This window comes from Streptosporangium sp. NBC_01469, from assembly GCF_036227305.1.
In the GTDB taxonomy this organism is placed as follows: domain Bacteria; phylum Actinomycetota; class Actinomycetes; order Streptosporangiales; family Streptosporangiaceae; genus Streptosporangium.
In genome coordinates, this window is sequence record NZ_CP109465.1 from 8,779,987 (window position 1) to 8,801,961 (window position 21,975).

The 21,975-nt window shown below is 73.1% G+C and carries 15 protein-coding genes; 5 read left to right on the forward strand and 10 right to left on the reverse strand.

Features of this window, described 5'->3' with window-relative positions; translation table 11 throughout:
- The first annotated feature begins 129 nt into the window (after positions 1-129).
- Complete coding sequence (locus OG587_RS38195) at positions 130-1,035, forward strand: LysR family transcriptional regulator (protein WP_329083684.1); 906 nt, start codon at positions 130-132, stop codon at positions 1,033-1,035.
- 200 nt (positions 1,036-1,235) lie between these two features.
- Here OG587_RS38195 and OG587_RS38200 read toward each other — a convergent pair whose 3' ends face one another.
- Both OG587_RS38200 and OG587_RS38205 read right to left on the reverse strand, forming a co-directional pair.
- Positions 1,236-5,447 carry an AAA family ATPase gene (locus OG587_RS38200; protein WP_329083685.1) on the reverse strand — a complete coding sequence of 1,404 codons (4,212 nt, stop codon included), beginning with the start codon at positions 5,445-5,447 and terminating at the stop codon, positions 1,236-1,238.
- Complete coding sequence (locus OG587_RS38205; RefSeq protein WP_329083686.1) at positions 5,448-6,575, reverse strand: exonuclease SbcCD subunit D; 1,128 nt, start codon at positions 6,573-6,575, stop codon at positions 5,448-5,450. It abuts the gene before it with no gap.
- 171 nt (positions 6,576-6,746) lie between these two features.
- Here OG587_RS38205 and OG587_RS38210 point away from each other — a divergent pair, with 171 nt between their 5' ends.
- A complete protein-coding gene (locus tag OG587_RS38210) occupies positions 6,747-8,234 on the forward strand; it encodes an alpha/beta hydrolase family protein (protein WP_329083687.1) in 1,488 nt (495 codons plus the stop codon).
- A 142-nt stretch (positions 8,235-8,376) separates the two neighbouring features.
- Here the strand turns inward: OG587_RS38210 and OG587_RS38215 are convergent, their stop codons facing one another.
- The 5 genes from OG587_RS38215 to OG587_RS38235 all read right to left on the reverse strand — a co-directional run bounded on the left by OG587_RS38215 (position 8,377) and on the right by OG587_RS38235 (position 15,555).
- On the reverse strand, positions 8,377-11,682 hold the full coding sequence (locus tag OG587_RS38215) for a S8 family serine peptidase (protein ID WP_329083688.1): 3,306 nt from the start codon (positions 11,680-11,682) through the stop codon (positions 8,377-8,379).
- A gap of 232 nt (positions 11,683-11,914) precedes the next feature.
- Complete coding sequence (locus OG587_RS38220; RefSeq protein ID WP_329083689.1) at positions 11,915-12,829, reverse strand: hypothetical protein; 915 nt, start codon at positions 12,827-12,829, stop codon at positions 11,915-11,917.
- The gene (locus tag OG587_RS38225) at positions 12,826-13,884 is read right to left on the reverse strand and encodes a CU044_5270 family protein (protein ID WP_329083690.1); all 1,059 of its coding nucleotides are present in this window, start codon (positions 13,882-13,884) and stop codon (positions 12,826-12,828) included. Before OG587_RS38225 ends, OG587_RS38220 begins: the two co-directional genes overlap by 4 nt.
- On the reverse strand, positions 13,877-14,497 hold the full coding sequence (locus OG587_RS38230; RefSeq protein ID WP_329083691.1) for an RNA polymerase sigma factor: 621 nt from the start codon (positions 14,495-14,497) through the stop codon (positions 13,877-13,879). Before OG587_RS38230 ends, OG587_RS38225 begins: the two co-directional genes overlap by 8 nt.
- Before the next feature lie 119 nt (positions 14,498-14,616).
- Entirely contained in the window at positions 14,617-15,555 is a 939-nt protein-coding gene (locus OG587_RS38235; RefSeq protein ID WP_329083692.1) for an alpha/beta hydrolase, read from the reverse strand.
- A 518-nt stretch (positions 15,556-16,073) separates the two neighbouring features.
- On the opposite strand from OG587_RS38235, the gene OG587_RS38240 reads away from it, so the two are divergent.
- Complete coding sequence (locus tag OG587_RS38240; protein ID WP_329083693.1) at positions 16,074-17,534, forward strand: LCP family protein; 1,461 nt, start codon at positions 16,074-16,076, stop codon at positions 17,532-17,534.
- A 130-nt stretch (positions 17,535-17,664) separates the two neighbouring features.
- Here the strand turns inward: OG587_RS38240 and OG587_RS38245 are convergent, their stop codons facing one another.
- From OG587_RS38245 to OG587_RS38255, 3 genes are all read right to left on the reverse strand, one after another.
- A complete protein-coding gene (locus OG587_RS38245) occupies positions 17,665-18,678 on the reverse strand; it encodes an enolase C-terminal domain-like protein (RefSeq protein ID WP_329083694.1) in 1,014 nt (337 codons plus the stop codon).
- A 243-nt stretch (positions 18,679-18,921) separates the two neighbouring features.
- Entirely contained in the window at positions 18,922-20,367 is a 1,446-nt protein-coding gene (locus OG587_RS38250) for an MFS transporter (RefSeq protein ID WP_329083695.1), read from the reverse strand.
- 163 nt (positions 20,368-20,530) lie between these two features.
- On the reverse strand, positions 20,531-21,049 hold the full coding sequence (locus OG587_RS38255; protein WP_329083696.1) for a CGNR zinc finger domain-containing protein: 519 nt from the start codon (positions 21,047-21,049) through the stop codon (positions 20,531-20,533).
- A 25-nt stretch (positions 21,050-21,074) separates the two neighbouring features.
- Here OG587_RS38255 and OG587_RS38260 point away from each other — a divergent pair, with 25 nt between their 5' ends.
- Positions 21,075-21,251: a hypothetical protein gene (locus OG587_RS38260; protein WP_329083697.1), complete on the forward strand. Its 177-nt coding sequence runs from the start codon at positions 21,075-21,077 to the stop codon at positions 21,249-21,251.
- 65 nt (positions 21,252-21,316) lie between these two features.
- Positions 21,317-21,904, forward strand: a complete 588-nt coding sequence (locus OG587_RS38265; RefSeq protein WP_329083698.1) for a hypothetical protein — start codon at positions 21,317-21,319, stop codon at positions 21,902-21,904.
- Positions 21,905-21,975 lie beyond the last annotated feature (71 nt).

Consider the following 21,975-nt stretch of genomic DNA (forward strand, 5'->3'; position numbering starts at 1 on the left):
CCTCCTCCTTCCAATGAGGAACCGGGTCTTGACAGCCGCCGGAGAATCAAAGTAGCGACCGCTGAGCCGATATCCCTGACTCGGAATCTTGAGTCGGTCGCCCGGCTCATCCACACCGCAGAGGTACGCATGGATCTGGATCTCGGTCTGGTCGCCAACTTCCTGGTGCTGGTGCAGGAGAGGCACTACGGGCGGGCGGCCGTGCGGCTGCACCTGACCTCGTCGGCGTTGACCAAGCGCATCCAGCGTCTGGAAGGACAGGTCGGGGTCACCCTCGTCGAGAGGGGTCCCGCGGGTGTGTTCGCCGTGACCTCCGCGGGCCGGCGGTTCGCGACCGCCGCCGAACCCCTGATCGCTCAGGCCAACGCCGCCCGCGAGAGGGCTCGGGCCGCACCCGCCCGGTACACACTGCGGGTCGGTGTCCCCGCCGGCATCGGCGCGCTCCTTAGACGAACCGACATGACCGGTCTCGCCCGAGAGGTCCGCCGCAACTTCCCCGAGGCCCGGCTGGTGAGCCGGGACGTTCCCTTTCCGGCGCTCACCCGCTGCCTGCCCGAGCATCGGGTGGACGTCCTGTGGACCACCGCGCCCGTGCGACATCCCGACGTGGACTCATACCCCCTGACGATGACCACCGAGCGCATCGGCGTGGTCGGCGCCCGGCACCCCCTCGCCGGCGCCGAGGCGATGAACGTGGAGGACTTCAGCGAGCAACCGATCCTGTACAACCCGGCCGGCGCCGACGAGTGGATGAGCCAGTTCTGGCTCGGGGACGTGCGGCCACGCCGCGAGGCACGCCTGGTCGAGATCGACGCCGGGGACCTCACCCACGTCCTGCGCCAGACCGCCGATGAGACAGCCGTGATGACCACCGTTGCGGAAATGGCTCCGCTCCTGGGCTCTGACCTGCGTGCGGTGACGCTGACCGGCGCCGCTCCCGTGGTCTTTCACGCCGCACGCCGGCGCGCCGACCGGCGCGGCGCCGTTCACGCCCTCGTGGAAGCCTTCCAGGCTCTCGGCCCCCGCCTGCCGTAGGCATGATGCGATGCCCGCGCTCGATCGCCGGGGCGGCGCCGGCGGGCTTGCGGACCAGGGCGCGGAACTCCTCCCGGCGCGGCTCCCCCCTCCGGGGGGCGGCAGGTAGGTGCCCGGGTCGACGTACCGGCGCGAGCCCGGCACGAACACGTCCCCGAAGTTTGTTGTTCCCGCCGCGCCACGGTGACCGCTCCCCCTGCTCACTGGCGGACGGTCGAACCCCGGCGCTCCTTGCGGATGTGCAGCTGCGCGGGCACCCGGGTGCGCAGCTCGGCGACGTGGCTGACGATGCCGACCGCCCGGCCGCCGTCGCGCAGGCCGTCGAGGATGTCGAGCACCCCGTCGAGGGTGTCCTCGTCCAGGGTGCCGAAGCCCTCGTCGACGAAGAGCGTGCCGAGGTCCACTCCCCCGGCCTCGGCGCTGACCACGTCGGCCAGGCCGAGGGCGAGGGCGAGCGAGGTGATGAAGCTCTCGCCGCCGGAGAGGGTCGCCGGGTCGCGGCCCACGCCGGTCCAGCTGTCCAGGATGTGCAGGCCGAGCCCGCCGCCGGACCTGCTCCGGTCTCCGGCCGAGCGGTCGCGGTTGTGTTCCAGGAGATAGCGCCCGCCCGACATGTGGTCGAGCCGCTCGTTGGCCGACTCGACCACCTGGCTGAGGCGCTCGCCGAGCACATAGGACGACAGCCGCATCTTCCACCGGTTGTCGGTGGAGTTTCCGCCGGTCAGGGTGGCGAGCCGTTCGGTCAGGCGGTGCCGCTCGTCGGCGGGCTCCCAGCGTCGTCGGCAGGCGGCCAGCTCGACGCGGAGCGCGGCCAGCCGGGCCAGCCGGGCCTCGCCCCGGTCCCGCTCGGACAGCAGGCGGGCGTGGGCGGCGTCGGCCGCGTCCCGCGCGTCGCGCAGCCCGGCGAGGTCGGGTTCGGGCTCGGCCGCGGCGGCGACCAGCTCGGGGTCGGCGAGCATCGCGGCGACCGCGGCGCCCTCCTGGGCGAGCTCGCGGAGCCGGGCGGCCTTCTCCTCCCGTTCCGTAGGAGAGCGAAGGGCCGCGCGGGCGTCGTCGAGCCCGAAAAAGCCCGCCTCGACGACCGCGCCCAGCGCCCGGTCTCTGGCCGTCACGAGCTCGGCGGCGGTGACCCGCTCGTCCCTGACCGCCTCGACGGCCTCCCGCAGCAGCGCGGCCTCGTCGGCCAGCCGGTCCAGTCTGGCGGCCAGCGTCGGGTCCTGGCCTCGCGCCTCGTCGATGCGCCCGGCCAGCCGCTCGGCGTCGGCGCCGAGCCTTTCGACGTTCGTGCGGCGGGAGGCGAGCCCGACGGCGAGCTCTCGCGAGCGCTCCCCGAGCCGCTCGAACTCGGCGGCGATCCGCCCGGCCTCGGCCGCCAGCACCGTCTCGGCCCCCGCCGACTCGCGGAGCGCGGCCAGTGCCCGCTCCGCCTCGGTGAGCTCGCCCTCGGCGTCCCGTACGGCCAGGCCCGTCCTGTCGCTCGCCTCGCGGTGGGCCGCGGCGACCTCGAGGGCGCGGGTCGCGGCGGTGAGCGCGGAGGACAGGTGCGCGGCCTCCCGTGCCAGGCGGTCGCGGCGGGCCCGCACCGTGGGATCGGTACCCCGGGCGACGTCCAGGCGGGCGGTGAGGCGCTCGCGCTCGGCCTGCCAGCCCGTACGGCGGGCGTGACCCTCGGCGAGCCGCCGGTCGATCTCCGCGGCCCGGGTCCGCGCGCCGTCCAGCTCGGCGGCGATCCGCTCCACCTCGGCGGCGAGGGTCTCCTCGGCGCTCGCGGCGGAGGTCAGCGACTCCAGCTTCCGGCCCGCCTCGGCGAGGATCTCCCCCGCCTCCTCCCCGGTCACGTCCCCGGCGACGGCGAGTGCCTCGTCGAGGCTGGAGACCCGCGTCGTGACGGTGGTTCCCGCGGCCTGGCGCCGTTCCATGGCCGCCTCGTAGGCGCCCTGGGCGGCGCGCTCGTCGTCGGCGGTGGGCGCCCGGTCGGCCGGGGCTGCGGGGGCGGGGTGGTCGGGTGAGCCGCAGACCGCGCAGGGGTGGCCGGGGGCGAGCTTGGCGGCGAGCTCCGCGGCCATGCCGTCGATCCTGGACCGCCGGATGTCCAGGTGCCGGTCGCGGAGCGCCTGGGCGAGGTCGACGGCCTCGGTCTGCGCGGCGCGCGCGGACTCCAGCTCGACGCGGAGTATCTCGCGGCGCCGTGCCGCGGCGAGCACCGCGGCGGCGGTCTCGGTGCTCGCCCGTGCCGCCGGGATCCCCGCCGCGGCGGCCCTGGCCTCGCCCAGCCGGGCGGACGCCTCCGCCGACGCGGCGGGCAGCCGCTCCAGGATCTCGCGGACCTCGGCCTCCTGCCGGGCCACCTCCGGGAGCTCGGTGTCGAGCGCGGCGATCAGCCCGTCGAGCTCGGCCAGCCGGGTCTCCTCGACCCGCAGCCCCTCCAGCCCGGCCAGCTCCCGCCCGCACTCCCGCTCCCTGGCGGTGAGGACCTCGCGAATCTCACCGGGGTCGAGGGCCGCACCGATCTCATCGGGGCCGACGAGCGGATCGGCCTCGGCACCGTCGCGGCGGAAACCGGTCCCGAGCGTGCTGTGGTCTCGGCCGGGAGGCCCGTGGCGGGTCCCGGCGCCGAGAGCGCCGAGCGCGTCGTGAGCTTCGGCCGGGGCGTCGTCGCGAATCCCCCCGGGGAGGGCCTCACGAACCTCCGGGGGGAAGGCTGCCAGTCTGGCGGCGAGGTCGGCGCGGGCGGCGGACAGGTCGGCGGCGAGACGGTCGCGGTGCTCGGCCGCCCGGAGGCGGGTGGTGGCGCCCTCCAGCGCCGACTCGGCGGCGGGGACGCGGGCCGCGTCCAGGCGCGCGGCGGTGAGACGTTCGTCCAGCTCCCGGCGGAGACCGGGGAGGACCTCCAGGCGGGTGTCGGCCTCGGTCTGCTCGGCGGTCAGCTCGGCGATCTCGCGAGCGGTTCTCTCCCGCTCCCGAACGATTCCCGCCAGGCGTGACTCCTCCGTACGCAGCTCATCCAGGCGGGTGATCTCGCTCTGGCGGTCGCGCTCCAGTGCGACCAGGTGGCCGAGCACGGCGTGACGGCGGTCCGCGCCGACGTCCGTGTGGTCACGGACATCGTCGTGGACACCGTCGGCCACATGGTCACGGGCCTCGTCGTAAACGCCGCCGGCCGCGTGGTCACGAACATCAGCACGGACATCGCCGTGGACGCCGCCATGGACGCCGTCACCCGCGTGACCACGAACGTCGCCGCCGTGGGCCGCGCCTGCCGTACCGTCGCCGCCGCCGTCGCCGCGAGCGGTGCCGGTGCGGTCGCGGACGGCGCCCCACCGGTCGAGGGGCGCGCCGAGGAGGGGAAGGGCGCGGGCGACGGCGTCGGCGGCCAGGTGGTGGGCCTTGGACGCGGCCTCGGCGCGCTGCTCGGCGCCCTGGATCAGCGGCAGCACCCGGTCGGCGGCCGCGGCCTCCTCCAGGATGGTCTCCAGGTCCGCGCGCTCCTCGGCCGTCTCCTCCAGCGCCCGGCTCCTGGTCAGCGCCTCGGCGTGGCGCCGCCGCCGGTCGGCCAGCGCGGCCCCGCGTTCCAGGCTCTCGCGCGCCCGCCGTACGGCGGCCTCGCCCTCGGCTCCCTCCCCGCCCAGCCGCGCGGCCTCCAGGCGCGCGAGGTCCTCAAGCGCGTGGGCCCACCCCAGCGGGTCGTCCTCCACGGAGACCCCGGGTTCGGGGAGATCGGCCAGCGCGGTCAAGAAGACGGGGCCAGCGGCCTCCTCCAGGCGCTTGACGGCGAAGTCGACCTCCTGGCGGAGGGTCTGCTGCTCGCGGTACGCCTCGGTGCGCTGCTCGGCGAGCCAGGACTCGGCGGTGGCGTAGATCTTCACCGAGAACAGGCGCTCCAGGACCTTGCGGCGCTCCTCACCGTCGGCGCGCAGGAACTTGGCGAAGTCTCCCTGGGGCAGCATCGCGACCTGGAGGAACTGCTCGGCGTTCATACCGAGCAGGGTGCCGATGAACTCCCCGGCCTCGTCGACCCTGGTCGTCAGCCCCACCCACTCCCCGGAGGGCGCGAGCTCCTGGAGCAGGGCCTTCTCGTTCTCCCTGGTCGTGCCGGTGCCCCTGAGCTTGGGACGCTGCCAGGCCGGTGACCGGGTAATCTTCAACCTGCGGCCCCTGACCGTGACCTCCAGTGCCACGCTGGGCCCCCGGCCCGGGGGCGCGTGGTCGCAGCGCAGGCTCTTGGCGCTGTCGCGCCTGCCGGGCACCCTGCCGTACAGGGCGTAGCAGAGCGCGTCGAGCACGGTGGTCTTGCCCGCGCCGGTGGGGCCGTGGATCAGGAACAGCCCCGCCTCGGTGAGGGCGTCGAAGTCGACCTGCTCCTCACCGGGGAAGGAGCCGAACGCGGTGATCCACAGACGGTGCGGGCGCATCTACGCCTTCGCCTCCTTCATGCGGGAGAACTCCACGGCCTCCCGCAGCAGCCGGGTCTCGTCGGGGTCGGCGGCCTCGCCGCGCACCTCGCGGACGAAGTCGAGGGCGACGTCGATCTCGGGGCGCCCGGCCGCCCTGGCGCGGGTCACGGTCTCGTGGACGCCGCCCTCGGGTTCGAAGGACAGGGCGAGCGTGTGCGGGAAGCGGGACCGAAGGCGCTCCATCGCGCCCTTGGGCCGGATCCGGTCGACGAGCGTCACCTGGAGCCAGTGGTCCTCGTAGCGGGCGTGCTCGGGCGCGGCGAGCAGGTCGTCGATGCGGCCGGTGAGACGGCTGACCGGCCGGGGCACCGGGGCCTCGACGAACTCGGCGCCCTCGTATCCGCCGGGGCCGATGTCGACCACCCAGGAGCCCTTCGTCTGGCCGGTCTCGGAGAAGGAGTAGGCGATCGGGGAACCGGAGTAGCGGACGGTCTCGCTCATCCGCTGGCGGCCGTGCAGGTGGCCGAGCGCCACGTAGTCGACGCCGTCGAAGGCGCGCACCGGGACGTGCGCGACGCCTCCCACGCTGATGTCGCGCTCGCTGTCGCTGCCCCGCCCCCCGGTCACGAACGCGTGGGCGAGGACCACCGACCGGGAGCCGCGCCGCCCGAGGTCGGCGCGGACCAGGGACATGGCGTGCTCGATCGCGGCGGTGTGGGTGCGCTCGGACAGCTCCCAGGGGACGCGTACCAGCTCAGGCTCCAGGTAGGGGATGCCGTAGAAGGCGACGTCGCCGACGACGACCGGCTCGCCGACCCGTCCCGGGTCGGTGCGCAGGTGGACGCCCGCCGCGTCGATGAGGTCGGCGCCGAAGCCGAGGCGGCGGGCCGAGTCGTGGTTGCCGCTGATCAGCACGGTGCGCACGCGGGTGTCGACCAGCCGTCGCAGCGCCTGGTTGCACAGGTCGACCGCGTCGACCGAGGGCAGCGCCCGGTCGTAGACGTCACCGGAGACCGCGACCACGTCGATCCGCTCCGACCTGACCGTCTCGATCAGGTGGTCGACGAAGACGCCCTGGGCGGCCAGGAGACTCTCCCGGTGGAACGAGCGGCCCAGGTGCCAGTCCGATGTGTGCAACACCCGCATGTCGCATGAAGCTAACAGGACTCAGCGATAAATGTGGCCACTCACGTCACGCGGATCCCCGCTCTGTTCGGGGCTTCCGGTGGTGAGTACGCTTGAAGATCGGGGGGAACGATACCGGAACAACGACGACCACGGAGGCGAGTCACCATCGGGGATCGCGTCGATGTCCAGATGGGCCGCGGTGTCCTGAGCGTCGCCTCCGGCCTGATCCTGGTGGTCCTCGCGACGGTGGGGTACACCCTGCCGCCGCCGTTCGACCCGACCCCTCTGCGCGTCGATCCGGTCTTCCAGACCCTTCCCCCCCAGCCGCCGTCCGAGGTCCGGCCGGTCGCCGCGAACAGGCAGATCACCACGCGGGACATCACCGTCACTGCCGAGGACGGCACGGCGCTGGGGGCGACGATCCGCGCGCCGGTGGCTCCGGGGCGGCACCCGGCGCTGGTCTTCGTGCAGGGGGCGGGCCCCGGGGTGAGGGGCGAGTTCACGACCCAGGCCGAGTGGCTGGCCAGGGCCGGGATCGTCACCCTCGTCTACGACAAGCGGACCGTGGGCTACGACTTCCTCAAGCGCGACTTCGGCCTCCTCGCCCGCGACGCCCTGCGCGTCGTGAAGGAGCTGCGCTCGCGCGAGGACGTCGACCCGGCCAGGGTGGGGCTCTGGGGGGTGAGCGAGGGCAGCTGGGTGGTGCCCCTCGCCGCCAACGAGGACGGTGCCGTCGGGTTCACCGTGTTGGTGTCGGCCCCCAACGTCTCCCCCATGCGGCAGGTGACGTGGGCGCTGGGCGAGCAGCTCCAGCGGCTGTACGCGCCCAGCGGGGTGCGCGAGCTGCTCATCCGCGCGATCGGCGCCTTCGACGCGGACTTCCTGCGCTACGACGGCCTGCCCGCGCTGCGCGAGATGCGACAGCCGGTCCTGGCCCTGTACGGCACGCGCGATCCCTCGATCCCGTTCGTGGAGAGCAGCAAGGCGCTGACCGGCGCGCTCGCCGAGGGCGGCAACGGCGACTACACGATCCGCTACCTCGACCGCGCCGACCACGGCATGCGCTTCCACGGCGGTCCCCTCGTCCCCGACTACCTGCGGACGCTGGCCAACTGGGTCACGGGCCTGCCGGGCACGGCCCGGCCCCCGGTGCACATCGCCGGTGCCACGCCGGTCCAGCGGCTGGAGGCGAGCGACGTCCCCGCCGCCCCCTGGTACGCCGGGGGTACGGTGATCGGCCTGACGCTCTGCCTGGCCGTGGTCGGTTACGTGGTCGGGCCGGTGGCCGAGATGGCCGCGCGGCTGCGGGGCCGGGCGGCGGCCGCGGAGACCAACACCCTGGTCTGGCCGCCGATCCGGCGGCGGTTCCGCCGGATGGCGTGGACCGGGGTCGGGCTGCTCGTCTCGGTGGTGGCGTTCATCACGCTGCTCGTGCTGTTCTCGGTCAACCAGGCCGGGGCGTGGCCCGCGGTGCTCGCCGGGTGGCTGGTCATCAGGATCCTGGCGCTGCTGATGCTGCTGCAGGAGGTCACGGGCGTGGCGGCCGTCGTGGCGGGGCTGCGCGAGGGCTGGCAGCCCTCGCGCCCGCAGAGCTTCGCGATCGCCGGGGTGCTGGGCAGCACCGGCCTGCTGCTGGTGGCCGCGGCCTACTACGGCCTGTTCTCGTTCCCCTGGTAGGGCCGCGAGGCCGACCTCACCGCCGGGGCCCGGAGATTCCGGTCGGAGGACACAGCGTGACGGGGAACGGCCCTGCTGGAAAGCCCTGCCGCGCGGCCCGGCCGGAAGTCTTCCGGCCGGGCCGCGCGGGGTGTGCCTCCGGTCAGTTCGCCGGGGCGATCCGGTAGGCGCGGATCACGGTCTGTTCGACGGTGTTGCCCGCGGTGTCGGTGGACGTGGCCCGCAGGGACGCGAAGCCCCCGGCGGCGGGGTGCCGCAGGCTCACCTCGCCCTTGTGGACCTTCGCCCTGCTCCAGGTGGCGCCGTCGTCGTAGGAGACCTCGACGACGAGGTCACGGGACTTCCCGGCGCCGGAGCCCGCCTGCTGCCGCACGCTGACCGGCACGCCGTACGGCCCGCCACCCGGTGCGGTGTTGTGCGCGTCCAGCGTGGGAGAGAACCGGACGACGGAGATCGGCAGGGGCAGCGGGGCCTCGCCCCCGGCGTGCTCGGAGCGGAAGGTCCAGGCGGTGGAGGTGCGGGTGGACAGGACGGCCGGGGCGCCCCGCTCTGACTCCATGACCAGCCGGTAGCCCGCCGCGCCGGCCGGGACGGTGAACTCTCCCCGCGTCGAGGGCAGCTCGGCGACCAGGTCGCCGTCGCGGTAGAGGGCGGTGCGCGCCTTGGTGGTCGCCGCCCAGCCGACCCGTCCGGCCCCGTCGCCGTACGGCGGCACGTGCGCCTGGATCGTGTCGCCGGTGCGGGTCAGGACCCCGGAGTCCTCGCCCGCCGGAGGCAGGGCGGGGCCGAAGACACCCCGGTTCCAGGACTCCCGGTAGGCGCGGCCGGGGGTGTAGCTCACGGGGGACGACTCGACCCAGCTCTTCTCCCCATCGGGGCCGTACTCACGCAAGAAGTGCATCCAGCGCGCCCCGCCGTCGGTGTTGACGTAGTGCGTGGGAGCCGACGGCGTGCTGAACCCGGTCTCCGTCAGATACAGACGGAGCCGCCCTTCTGCGGGCTGGGCGCCCCTGGAGGCCCTGCCCTGGACACCGCCCAGGTGGGCGGCGTAGTCGGCGTGGATGGCCGCGAGGTCGCGCTGGGCGACGGCGCGGCGGAACCCGGTGACCATCCCCCCCTCGTGGAACCACGCGAGATCGTAGGTGCGGGGGCTGTCTTCGGTGCCGCCACCCGCGTCGGCCTGTGCCCACAACCCGCCGACCTTGGTGGTCACCCCGTCGTAGGTCCGGTCGGGCCCGAGCTGCGCGGCCGACATGTTCTCGAACCGGTCGGTTATGAAGCCCCTGGTCAGCGTTCCCCGGGGACTGGAGGTCGTGTAGGTCATCTGTGCCCCGAGCTGTACGGCGGCGGCGTTCGGCACGGTGACCGAGAGCGGCCGGCCCAGCCGGGCGTCCAGCTCCAGGGTCTGGTCCCCGGTCAGGTCCAGGCCCGGGTGGATCAGATGGGTGACGTGTTTGTTCCCCTGGTCTCTGTCGAGGAGGCTGCTCGACACCTCCCACCTGCCCCTGGGCAGTCGCAGGGTGACGGTGTCGTCGCCTTCCTGAAGGAAGATGGTCTCCCCGGCCCCCGCTGAGACGTCGATCCTGTCGAGGACGGTGAAGTAGGTGGTGGACGGTTCTCCGTCGCGGCCGGTGTGCTTGAGGGTGAGTGTGTAGCTTTCGATCTCGTTCTCCACCGCCAGCGGCGTGCTCACCCGGACGCCACCGTCACCGGCCGCGACGAGGTGGCCGCCGACGCCGCCTTCCGGGGTCCGGGTGCCGGTGGTGGCGGTGACCGAGACGTCGGCCCGGCCGCCCGCGGGCACCGTGACGGTCGCCGGGCTCACCGTGAACGGCCCGTGCTCGCCCTGGTTCTCGACGGACAGCGCGAGCGTCACCGGAGAAGTGCCCGGGTTGCGGTAGGTGACCTTCCTGGTGATCGGCGCGTCGTCTCCGTGCGGCCACTGCTGCATGCCGAAGCTGACGCCGCCGGGCTCGGCGGTCACCGACTGCGTCGTGGCCCGCGCCACGTCGACCCGGCCCGCGCCCTGCGCGAAGATCCCCAGCGCCGGGTTGGGGCGTGCCGCCCCCATCAGCGCCGCCTTCAGCGTCGCGGGCGTCCAGTCGGGGTGCTGGGCGGCCAGGATCGCCGCCGCGCCCGCCACGTGCGGGGTGGCCATCGAGGTGCCGGACATGGCGGTGTAGGAGCCGCCGCCCGGCGAGTCCTTGGAGCGCGCCGCGGTGATGTCCACACCCGGCGCGGTGATCTCGGGCTTGAGCGCGGAGTCGCCGACGCGCGGCCCCCGGCTGGAGAACTCCGCCAGCGTCTCGGACTTGGTGACGGCGCCGACCGCCAGGGCCGCGTCCGCGCTGGCCGGCGAGCTCACCAACCGGTCGGCCCCGGCGTTGCCCGCGGCGACCACGAAGAGCGTGCCGTAGCGCTCGGTCACCGTCGCCACCGCCAGCTCCAGCGGATCGATCCCGGCGACGTCGGAGGTGCCCAGGCTCATGTTAGCCACCTTCGCACCCTGCTCACCGGCCCACTGCATGCCCGCCAGGATCGCCGACTCCTCACACCAGGCGCCCTCGCAGACCCTGCCGTCGAGGATCTCGGCTCCGGGGGCTACGCCCCTGTACTTTCCCTCGGAGGCGGCGCCGCTGCCGGCGATGGTGGAGGCCACGTGGGTGCCGTGCCCGATGGGGTCGCCGGTGCCGGACGCCTCGGTGAAGTTCGCCTGCGCGCCGATCCGGCCGGCCAGGTCAGGGTGGGTGGCGTCGACGCCGGTGTCCAGCACCGCGACCTTCACCCCGGCGCCGGTGTGCCCGCTCTCCCACGCGGCGGGCGCGCCGATCTGCCCGACGCTGGTATCCAGCGACGGCCTGCGCAGGCCGTCCAGCCACACCTTCTCCACGCCGCCGGACCGGGCGTGGGCGCCGCCCACGACGCCGTTCCAGAACCGGGCCCGATCCTTCCTCGGCGCCCGTACGGCCACCCCGTCCACGGCGGCCAGGTCGCGTGTCACCCGCGCCCCGCTCGCGGTCATCGCCGAACGCAGTCCGTTCTTGGCCGCTGTTCCCGAGCCGGTCACGATGAGCGGCAGATCGCCCCGGCGATCGTCGTAGCCGAACTCGGCGAGCGTGGTCACGTCGAACAGCCGGGGGTCCAGACGTCCCTCGCGCAGCGGCGCGAACGCGTCGCTGGGGAAGACCCGCAGTCGGCCGCCCCCGTCGTCGGTGGTGAAGGAGATCCCGCTCCGGCCCTCGCCCCGCTCCACCACGACGGCGCCGGAGCCGGTCACCGTCACCCGGTCACCGGTGATCAGCGTGACGGTGACCGGGGAGGCGGTCGCCGGGGAGGCCGGGCTCACCGGCGCGGGCCCGCTCGCGGCCCCCGCCGCCTGCGGTCCCGCCAGTGCCGCCGCGAGCATGCCCGCGACCACTAGGTTCGTCGTTCTTCGTCCGGTTCTCACGTGTTCCCTTCGATTGATGGTTCGGCGAACCCTCCCCGCCGGCCGGAAGGCCCCGTTCACGCTGGAGGTTCGGTGTTCGCATGGTTTTCTCCCCGCGACGCGTTCCCGGTGCCGCGCGGGCCCCGGAGTCGCGAAGGCCCCTTGGGAGAGGTGGGTGCCGACGGCTCGCCGTTCGCGCCCACCGTCGAGACAGGTCGTGTTCCGCCCGGGGCGGCAGGCCCGCGAGGCGGTGCTAGCCGGCGGCCGGGATGGCGGGCTTGTCGTTCGTCCAGCCGACCTTGTAGGTATCGACCCTGCTCTTGCCGCGATGGGTGGAGTCGACGTAGTGGGCCAGCAGCGTCATCGTGGTGGTGTCCACGACGAACCGCTCGTCGAGCTTCCAGTCCTTTTGGCCCTTCTGGGCTTTCTGGGCTTTCTGCCTGAGGGTCGGCAGGGCGAACCCGTGGCCGGAACGGTTCAGCGGGTCCTTGACCGTGCCGAGGTCGCCGACGCCCTTGATGGTCTTCAACGCCCGGTAGGCGGCGGACCTGACCTTGAACGGCACCGGGTTCTGGTAGAGCAGCCGGGTCATGTACTCGGCCACGTACTGATCCAGGTTGACCAGCCAGTCGTCGATTTTGGAATTCGGAGAGGTGGTCTTGGCATCCTCGACGGCCCAGTCGATCCAGGCCCTCACGTCCTTGACGGCGTACGCCAGCAGAGCGGCGGGATCGGTGGGCATCGACTGCAGCTGCTGATACGTGACGTTCCGCCCCTCGCCCAGGTCGAAGCCGTCGCGCCGCCCCTTCGACGGCCCCACGTACCCCTTGTCGGGCCTGGCGGACAGGGAGATCTTCATACCCTCTGTGCGATAGGTCCACGAGGTCGGCGACCCGTCGGCCTTCCAGGCCGCCCGGTCCTTCTCGCTTTTGGGCCGGGCGCCCAGCTTGCGGAAGGCGTTCCACATCTTGCCCTCCGGCGTGAGCCATTCGGCGATGACCGACCGCTCCGTCAGGGTGTAGCCGCTGCCGACCGGATGCGGATGGTCCATGGTGTGGATCACCTCGACGCGCCAGTAGGCGGCCTCGGGCGGGGTGGCGGCCTGTGCGGGAACGGTGAGTACACCGGTGAGGACCAGCCCGGCCACCGTGGCTGCCGAATACTTCATTTCTTCTCCTTCAGTGGGTTTTCGTGAGCCCAGTGGCTTTCCCGGACGGCGGTGAACTCCAGGAGCGTGCCGTCCGCCACGGAGCGGGTCTCGATGGAAAGGGGCCTTCCGTCATTCGGATCGATCACCAGCCGGGTCCGCGTCTCCCCGGCGTACGCCGTCGTGGGAAACTCCGCGGACCGGTACTCGATCGCCTGCCCGGTGCGGCCCAGCTCGTCGGTGACCTGCCCGACGGCGGCGACCTCGGGCATCGAGGCCAGCAGCCGGTAGGCGGCGGCCCTGGTCTCGCTCGTCACCGGCGCGAAGAAGAGCAGGCGGGTGACGTTGTCGACGGTCGACCGATCGTCGGGGCCCTTGAGAAGCTCTCGCACGCCCTCGGGGGTGCCGGGCAGCTCGTTCATCTTGGTCAGCGGCCGGCCCGCCATCACGATGCGGAAGTCCCAGTCCTCGCTTGAGAACGTGTCCGGCTTCCCGGGCGCCGCCCGTACGACGCCCAGCGCCCTGTCCTCGGTCGGCAGCCCGGGAGTGTCCTTCCCGTCGTAGGTCCACGACGTCGGCGCCCCTTCCGCGCGCCAGGCCGTCTCGTCCCGGGGCGTCGCGGGCCCGGCTCCCAGGTACGTCCAGCGGTACCAAGTGCTCGCCTCCGGATCCGCCGGGATCCAGGTCTCCTCCGACCGGCTCTGCCGCAGCGTGTAGCCACCGCCGGGGGCACGGAACTCCCGGCCGCTGACCAGCGTGCTTCCCCACCACGCGCCGTCGTCCGGCACGGAGGCCACCGAGGTCGCGGCGGCCAGCAGGAACCGCTTGCCGTCCTGCGCGACGATCACGCCCTGCGGGGCGGGTGGGGTCGGGGGCGCCGCCGAGGTGACGACCAGGGCCGCCGCCGCCACGCCCGCCAGCCCGAGCCCCAGCGCACTCCATCCGGCCACCCTGCGGCGTGACCGTGCCCGCTCCTGGGCGAACGCGGCATCCAGCCGCTCGCGTCCGGCCCGCTCCACCCCGGGCGACAGCGGCGGCACGGACAACAGCTCCCGTACCGCCTGGTAGTCATCCATTGGAACCTCCATGCAGGGGATTGACGCCGCCCAGGGCGGCACGGAGCTTCTTGCGCACCCGCGACAACCGGGATCCGACGGTGCCGTACGGGATGCCGAGTGCCTTGGAGACCTCTTCATGGCTCAGCTCGCCCAGCGCGCTCAGCAGCAGCACGTCCCTGTCGCCGTCGGACAGGGCCAGCAGCTCCCCCGCGAGCCGTTCCTGGGCGTTCACGGCGTCGACCCGGGTGGCCACGCGCTCCTCGTGACCGTGTTCCGCGCTGGGCTGCGTCGCGGCGCTGCGCCGCAGCGCCGCGAGCCTCCGGTTCTCGGTACGGCGGTGCAGCCCGATCAGGTTGGTGGCGATGCCGTACAGCCAGGGGCGCACCTCACCGCGCTCGGGATCGAACTGCTCGCGCTTCCTGAACGCCGTGAGGAACACCTCGGCGGCGAGGTCGTCGGCGACCTGCCGGTCGAGCCGCCTGCCCAGGTAGCCGTGGATCTCGCGGAAATACCGGTCGTAGATCTCACCGAACCGTTCGGGCCTGCGACGCGACAGCTCGAGCAGGGCCGCGTCGCTGATCTCCCCCGGTGGGTCGGCGTGGCCGAACAGACCTGTCACGTTGGCAGTCACGCCCTCTACTCAACCGATGGGGCGTTCTGCTTTCACGGCCGCTTCCCACCGGCGGGGCACCCGGCATCGCGCGGCACCGGGACCGACGTCGCCGCGGGGTTCGCCTCCGGCGGACCGGCCTAGAGGCGGCCGTCGAGCCAGCGGTCCATCTCGGCGAAGACGCGCTCGCGGACCGGCTCGGGTGACAGCACCAGGTCGTGCATGCCGCCCGGCACCCGCACGCACGTCACGTGCGAGCCGATGCTGGTCGACCAGCGGGCGATCCGCCGGGGGTCGAGCACGATGTCCGCCTCCCGGGCCTCGGGCATGAAGGCGCGCAGCCGCAGGCCCTTCTCCGCGCAGAGCACCAGCACCGGCACGTCCACCCGGAGGCCGTCGTGCAGCCTGCGCTGCGCCCGGCGGATCGCCCCCAGCCAGGCCGCGTGCACCGCGAACCCGCCGATGGGCTTCCACTCCAGGTCGAAGTCCCACTCGCCGTGGTGGCTGCGGTGCAGGCTGGTGCCGTACGCGGTGGCGGCCACCATGGGCAGGACGGCGCGGGCGGGCAGCCTGGACAGCGGCCCGCGCAGCAGGTCGGCGACGGCCCGCACGGGGGCGGAGACGTTGAGGTCGAGGAAGGGGCTGTTGAGCACCAGCGCCTGGACCAGCCCTCGGCCGCGGACCCGGTCGGCCCAGAGCGGGGCGATCAGGCCGCCGGTGGAGTGGGCGTTGAGGACGACGTGGTCGTGCCCGTCCCGCTCGCGGATGACGCGTATCGCCTCGTCGATCTCCGGGAAGTACTCGGTGACGCTGCGCACGAACCCGCGGGTCTGGTGCGGCAGCAACGAGCGTCCGTACTTGCGCAGGTCGAGGCCGTAGAAGTCGAAGCCCCCGGCGACGAAGTGGTCGGCCAGGTGGGTCTGGAAGAAGTAGTCGGTGAAGCCGTGCACGTAGAGCACGGCTCCGCGGGCGGGCTCGGCGGCCCGTCGCCGCACCAGCGAGGCCACCACCGCGCCCTCGTCGTCATCGGCCATCGGCAGGACCGTGAGCTCGTAGTCGGGACCGAGAACGTCGGGCATGACGGTCAGGGTAGTTCGTACGAATTGTCCGGCCGCATCGGGACCGCCCCGAGGGGGAAGCGCGCGTTCGATCCGCCGCGCCGGGACCCCGCGGGGAGAGAACCGGGAGTCCGGCCGCGTCGGGACCTCCCAGAAAAGAGAGCCGGGCATCTCGGTCCGCCACGTCGGGACCTCCCCGGAGGGAACCGGGCGTTCGATCCGCCGCGTCGAGACCCTGCGGGGAGAGAACCGGGAGTCCGGCCGCGTCGGGACCTCCCGGTGAAGGGGTGCCGGGCGTTTCTCCGGGAGGGCCGTGACGCCCCCCGGTGGCGCCGAGCCGGTGCGGGCCGGTCGAGGATCACCGTGGCGACACCGTCATTTGATCTCGGTGAAAACCATGATCGAAACTTATTGCAGTAGAAATGATGCGATATAGGCGTATTAGCTTCCCGATCTGTTCACCAACTTGTCGCCCGCGACCGGGTTTCGCCCCCCTACCATCTCCCTGCGGCGGTCAAGCGCGAGGAAACGGGGAGCAGTTGCGGGACAGATCAAAGCCGCCCGGCGTCGGTGCGGTCATCGGCTGGACGGCACTGGCCGCCATCGCCCCGGGCGCCGCGCATCTGCGCGCCGGATGGCGCAGGACGGGGCTGGCGATCCTGTGCGCGTACACGGTGCTGCTGCTGGCCCTGCTCTGGGTCGGGCTCACCTCCGATCTCGCCGCCCTCGCGGGGCAGCTGATCGCCTCCTCCGGATTGACCGGCGTCACGGTGGTGGCCTCCCTCGCGCTCGGCGCCGCCTGGTTCGCACTGATCGTGCACTCGTTCGTGGTGATGAACCCCGGCACGCTGCCCAGTACGGGACAGGCGGTCGCCGGAGGCGTGGCGGGAATGCTCGCGGTGGCCGTGCTCCTGCCGTTCGGCCTGGTCGGGCAGTACGTGGCGGCCTCGCAGTCGGCGGTGGACGACATCTTCAGCGCCCCGTCCACACCACGTCCCGCGAGCAGCGGGGGCGGCGAGGATGACCCGTGGGCGGGCCGTAACCGGGTGAACATCCTGCTGCTGGGCGGCGACGCCGACACCCACCGGGAGGGCGTGCGGACCGACAGCATCAACGTGGCCAGCATCGACGTCAAGACCGGCAGCACCGTGCTGCTGAGCCTGCCGCGCAACCTGGAGAACGTCCGCTTCGTCCCGGGCTCCCCCATGGCGAAACGCTTCCCCGACGGGTTCCGGCTCCCGGCCAACCCCGACGGCTCACGCGAGGATCTGCTCTTCGCGGTCTGGGAGTACGCCGACTCGCACCCGGAGATCTTCGGGGGCCGCAAGGGCCAGGGCACCAAGACGCTCATCGACACGGTCGGCTACACGCTGGGCCTGAAGATCGACTGGTACGCCCTCGTCAACATGTGGGGCTTCGCCCGGCTGATCGACGCGATCGGTGGCGTGATGCTGACGGTTCCCCAGGACGTGGTCTTCGGCAAGTACAACGAGGGCCTGGTCAAGGCCGGAACCCGCAAGCTGCGCGGCGCCGACGCGATGTGGTTCGCCCGCTCGCGCACCAACAGCGACGACTACACCCGGATGGGACGCCAGCGCTGCGTGCTGGGCGCCCTGCTCTCCCAGTCGGACCCGGCGACCGTGCTGTCCCGGTTCAACCAGGTCGCGCTGGCCACCAAGGAACTGCTGCGGACCGACATCCCGCGCCCGATGCTGGAGCACCTGGTCCCGCTGGCGCTGAAGGTCAAGAACGCGAAGGTGACCAGCGTCCAGTTCGTCCCGCCGCTGATCAACACCGGCTACCCCGACTGGAGCAAGATCCGCACGGTCACCGCCAAGGCCCTGCGCACCTCGGCCGTCACCCGGCGCCCCCTCAGCGCCACCGCGACCCCCAGCGCCACCCCGAAGGCCACGACCATCCGCACCCCCCGCCCCGGGACGAGCACCTCGGCGAAACCGGACCCGACCGCTCCCAAGGGGATCACCGAGGGCTGCGGCTGAGCGCTGACCTTCTCTCCCGTCCGCCTCCGTCCGACGGCGGACAGGCCGAGGTGCGACCAAGCGGCCAGGCCGACTCCCCGCACCGGCGGATCGACTCCCCGAACAGGCCGCCGCGACGGGTGGGCGGCGGCTAGACCGAGTACGACTCCTTGGACAGGCGGCGGACCCGGTCCTCGTCGATGCGGTGGCCGAGGCCCGCCTGGGTGAGCGGCACGGCCACCACGCCGCCCGAGGCGCCGACCGGCGGGTCGACGATCTGCGCGCTGCGCGGCGGCTCGGCCACGTCGCAGGGCAGGCCGCAGCCGGGCAGGCTGGCCGCGGCGACGGTGGCCGCGCGGGCCAGCCCGGTGCCCTTACCCCCGGCGCAGGCGATCTCCCATCCGGCGCGTACCGCGCGGTCGTGCACCCGCCGTACCTCGCGCAGGGAGCCCAGCGTCGCGGGGCGGAGCAGCAGCGCCCGGCCCGCCCTCGCGGTGACCGCCTCGTCCAGCTCGGCGGCCGAGGAGACCTCGAGCAGCACCGGTGCGGCGACGCGCTCCTGCAGGTCGGCGTGGTCACCGAGACTCGCGAGACCGGCGAAGGGGCGTTCGATGACGGAGAGCGTGTAGGCGTCCAGCGCCTCGAGGGCGTCGACGTCGGTGTAGGCGCCGAGGGCGTCCACGCCGATCCCCAGCGCGGGGTACGCCTGGCGGACGGCGCGCAGCGGCTCGATGTCCCAGCCGGGGTGGACGTCCAAGGTGACGTGGGCGTACCCGGCGCAGACGTGCCGGTTCACCCTCGCGACCAGGCTCTCCAGGTTGCGGTCGGCGCCGATCCTGACGGTGGCCATGAGGGAGGTGCGGGTGCCGCCGAGCGCGTGGGCCAGCGGCACCCCGCGCATCTTCGTCCACAGGTCCCAGCAGGCCATGTCGGCTGCGGACCCTCCGGGAACCGAGCCCAGCTCGTCGGGATGCTCCCAGTCGACGCCGATCAGCGCCTGCGCGAGCCCCTCCTCCAGCGCGACCCAGGTCTTGGGGTCGGCGTCGACGACCTCACCCCACCCGGTCATGCCGCCGTAGTCGGTGAGCCGGACGAGGATGCTCTCCGGCCGTCTGCCGTACGGCAGGACCAGCCGGAACACCTCAAGCTCACGGACGCGCGGCATGAACCCCCCTCGACCTCTCCGAGCCCGGGAGACCCGGACTCCGACGACTTTCCCGGCTCGGAGAACCCGGGCCCTGGAAACGCGAATCCCGCCCGGAGGCGGGACTCCCCCTCAACACCGCGAAGAACTGCGTTCTTCCCATGGTGCCACGGTGACCCGTGAATGCCTCCGGCGCGTGGCGGGATTTCGGTCCGGCTCTTCCGGCCGTTTCCGGTTCAGCGGGTTTGGAGAGATGGGGAGGACTCAGACCCTGGGCAGGACGCGGCCGGAGACCAGGGCTCCGGTGGCCGCCATCAGCGCCGTCAGCCCGAAGCAGAGCACGTAGACGGCGACGGAGGCGCCCAGGGCCGCCAGGAGCGCCCCGGTGACCGCTACCGCGACGACCGTGTAGACCGACTCGGCGACACCGAGCGACGCGCTGTTCTCCCCCTCCTCACCCGGGGGCGACAGCTCCAGGATGAGCACCGACAGCGTCGGGTACACGATGCCCATGCCGAGTCCCAGGGCCATCTCGCCGAGGAAGGCGGTGGCGACCGGGACGACGGCGAAGACGGTCAGGCCCATCAGCGCGAGGCCCACGGCGATCAGCACCGAGCCGGAGCGCAGCACCCGGACCCGGTCGAACCGCCTGCGGCCCACCACCCAGGAGCCGAACGACCAGCTCAGCGCGCCGCCGGTCAGGGTGAGTCCGGCCATGGTCAGCGACAGGCCGCGCTCCTCGTTGAGCATCAGCGGCAGGAACGCCTCGCCGCCGATGGCCGCGCCCGCCGCGATCCCGCGCAGGGAGATCACCGAGGGCAGACCGCGGGCCGCGCGCAGGGTTCCCGGGGGGAGCAGCCGGGGCAGTGCCGCGACCAGCATGGCCAGACCGGCGGCGAGCAGGACGAACCCGGTGCCGGGCACCGTGTCACCGGACTGCGTGAGTGCCGACGCGCCGTACTGCATGAGCGCCGCTCCGGCCGCGACGAGCAGCGCCCAGCCCAGCCGTCGGGTGATCGAGGAACGGAGGCCGGACGGCCGCTCCAGCACCGGCACCGCCCCAGACATCGGCTCCGTCACCGGCTTCACCGTCGGTTCCTTCACCGGCTTCGCCATAGGCGCGGAGGCCAGCCCGCGCCAGAGCAGCAGCGCCGCCGGGAGGAGGATCCCCGTCACGCCGATGAAGACCCAGCGCCAGCCCGCGTTCTCCACCACGACGCCGGTGATCGCGGGCCCCACCATGGAGGGCACCACCCAGGCGGTCGCGAAGATCGAGAACACCCGGGGATGGAGCTCCGCCGGGTAGGACCGCGAGACCAGCACGTACATCGAGACCTGCAGGATGCCCGCGCCGAAGCCCTGGACGAACCGGCCCGCGACGAACACGTCCATCGTCGGCGCCACCCCCGCGACGACCAGCCCGACGGCGAAGATCGCCACCCCGGTCCAGAGCGGCGCGACCGGCCCCCTGAGGTCGCCCCACCAGCCGCCCAGCACCGTCGCGATCACCCCGGCCGCCAGCGCCCCGCTGAACGCCAGCCCGTACAGCGCGTGACCGTCCAGCTCGTCGGCCACGACCGGCATGGCGGTGGCCACCGCGAGGTACTCGAAGGCGGCCAGGGAGATGAGGGCCACCATCCCGACCGTCAGGGCTCGGTGACTCCGGGCGAATATCCCGGCAGGAGGCTCATCGGTCATCACGGTAGTCATGGGGTTGACGGTACGGCCGGCGCGCGGCGACCCGCATCGGGCCTCCGGATCAGCCCTTGGTCGTAGGACCGGCGCCCAGGCCGTGGGCGGGAGCCGTACGGCCGCACAGGACGGCCACGCGTGACCGGCACACGTCAGCTACACGGCCGACTATGCGTGACGGCTATGCGTGACGGCTCCGGTGGTCGGCGACGTACACCCGGTTGGCGCAGCGGACGGCGCAGAACCGCCGCCTGCCGTTGCGGGAGGTGTCGACGTAGACCACGCCGCAGCCCGAGCGGTCGCACACACCCAGCCGGGTGTGGTCCTGGCAGATCACGTGGGCGAGCCCGGTGGCCGTGTATGCCTTGAGACGGCCGACGACGGGAGCGTGTTCGTAGGCGAAGTGCAGGTGAGGGGCGCGATCGTCATGGCGGGAGACGTAGGGCCGGCTGATGGTGACGGCCAGCAGCTCGTTGATCACCTCGACCCGCCGGTCCAGGTCCGCGCCGGTGAAGATCGGACGGAGCCTGGCGGCCCAGCGCAGCAGCTCAGCCGCCTCGTCTGCCTCCAGGGTTCGGAAAGGCCGGTAGTCGTGTGCCCGCAGGATCTCCGTGATCACCGCGGGCGACGCACGGGGATCCGCGTTCACCAGGGCGGCGGCGAGCTCGGCGGCCATCCCTCCGTAAGGGTTGAAGTGCATTGAACAATGACACCACGCTGTAGGCATGATCGGTGAGATTTCAGCCAGGCAGCAGCCGGAATGCCCCTCGTGCGGACGACCCGCGACCGTCCCGTCATCCGCCCACTACAGCTCGGAGGGGGTCGTCCGCTACTCGCGGTGCGCGTGCGGCCGATGGCTGGTCGTCGTGGCCGGGGAGGTGATCGGCTCCGGCCTCGGATGAGCGGTGACGCCACATTTGGCCGTTCGGGACTTGCGGTGACGTCAAAATGACGTCATAGTGACGTCATGGACCTGGCACCGTACGTCGATCTTCTCCGCCGTGAGCTGGCGGTCGCCGCCGCGGCCGGGGGCGAGGACGCCCGCGCACTCGCCGAGCGCCTCGTCGCACCACTCGAATCGGCCACCCGGCTCGTCCTGCTGGGGGCACTCTCCGACGCCGCCGCCGAGATCACCCGTGACCTCGCGCCGGGCTCGGTCGACGTACGCCTGCGCGGGCGCGATCCCGCCTTCGTCGTGACGCCACCCCTGGCCGGCCGGACGCTCGCGAACGGTGCCGGGGGCCACCACGAGACCACGCCCGCCGGGGGACCTCCGGCACCGCCCATCCCGCCGTCTCCGCCGGTCCCCCCTGCGCCCCCTGTGCCGCCGGCACCGCCGGAGGCCGACGAGGGCGGTACGTCGCGGATCTCGCTCCGCGTCCCCGAGCACCTCAAGCCCCGGATCGAGGAGGCGGCCGGGCGGGCGGGGCTCTCGGTCAACGCCTGGCTCGTCCGCGCGGTCTCCGCCGCGCTCGAACCCGGCGACGGAGACCGCCGCTCCGACCGGCGCGCCGGGCCGGAAACCGGGCGGCGCTACACCGGCTGGGTGCGTTAGCGACACCCGGCCACACCATCACCGGTCACCCGTCCCGCGCCCGCAGCCGGGACGCCCGCCAACCCTGTCAG

Excerpts from the sequence above, each read along its gene's own strand:
- OG587_RS38195 (WP_329083684.1), top strand. The coding sequence starts at position 130 with ATGGATCTGGATCTCGGTCTGGTCGCCAACTTCCTGGTGCTGGTGCAG.
- OG587_RS38200 (WP_329083685.1), bottom strand. The coding sequence starts at position 5,447 with ATGCGCCCGCACCGTCTGTGGATCACCGCGTTCGGCTCCTTCCCCGGT.
- OG587_RS38205 (WP_329083686.1), bottom strand. The coding sequence starts at position 6,575 with ATGCGGGTGTTGCACACATCGGACTGGCACCTGGGCCGCTCGTTCCAC.
- OG587_RS38210 (WP_329083687.1), top strand. The coding sequence starts at position 6,747 with ATGGGCCGCGGTGTCCTGAGCGTCGCCTCCGGCCTGATCCTGGTGGTC.
- OG587_RS38220 (WP_329083689.1), bottom strand. The coding sequence starts at position 12,829 with ATGAAGTATTCGGCAGCCACGGTGGCCGGGCTGGTCCTCACCGGTGTA.
- OG587_RS38225 (WP_329083690.1), bottom strand. The coding sequence starts at position 13,884 with ATGGATGACTACCAGGCGGTACGGGAGCTGTTGTCCGTGCCGCCGCTG.
- OG587_RS38235 (WP_329083692.1), bottom strand. The coding sequence starts at position 15,555 with ATGCCCGACGTTCTCGGTCCCGACTACGAGCTCACGGTCCTGCCGATG.
- OG587_RS38245 (WP_329083694.1), bottom strand. The coding sequence starts at position 18,678 with ATGCCGCGCGTCCGTGAGCTTGAGGTGTTCCGGCTGGTCCTGCCGTAC.
- OG587_RS38250 (WP_329083695.1), bottom strand. The coding sequence starts at position 20,367 with ATGACTACCGTGATGACCGATGAGCCTCCTGCCGGGATATTCGCCCGG.
- OG587_RS38255 (WP_329083696.1), bottom strand. The coding sequence starts at position 21,049 with ATGCACTTCAACCCTTACGGAGGGATGGCCGCCGAGCTCGCCGCCGCC.
- OG587_RS38260 (WP_329083697.1), top strand. The coding sequence starts at position 21,075 with ATGATCGGTGAGATTTCAGCCAGGCAGCAGCCGGAATGCCCCTCGTGC.
- OG587_RS38265 (WP_329083698.1), top strand. The coding sequence starts at position 21,317 with ATGGACCTGGCACCGTACGTCGATCTTCTCCGCCGTGAGCTGGCGGTC.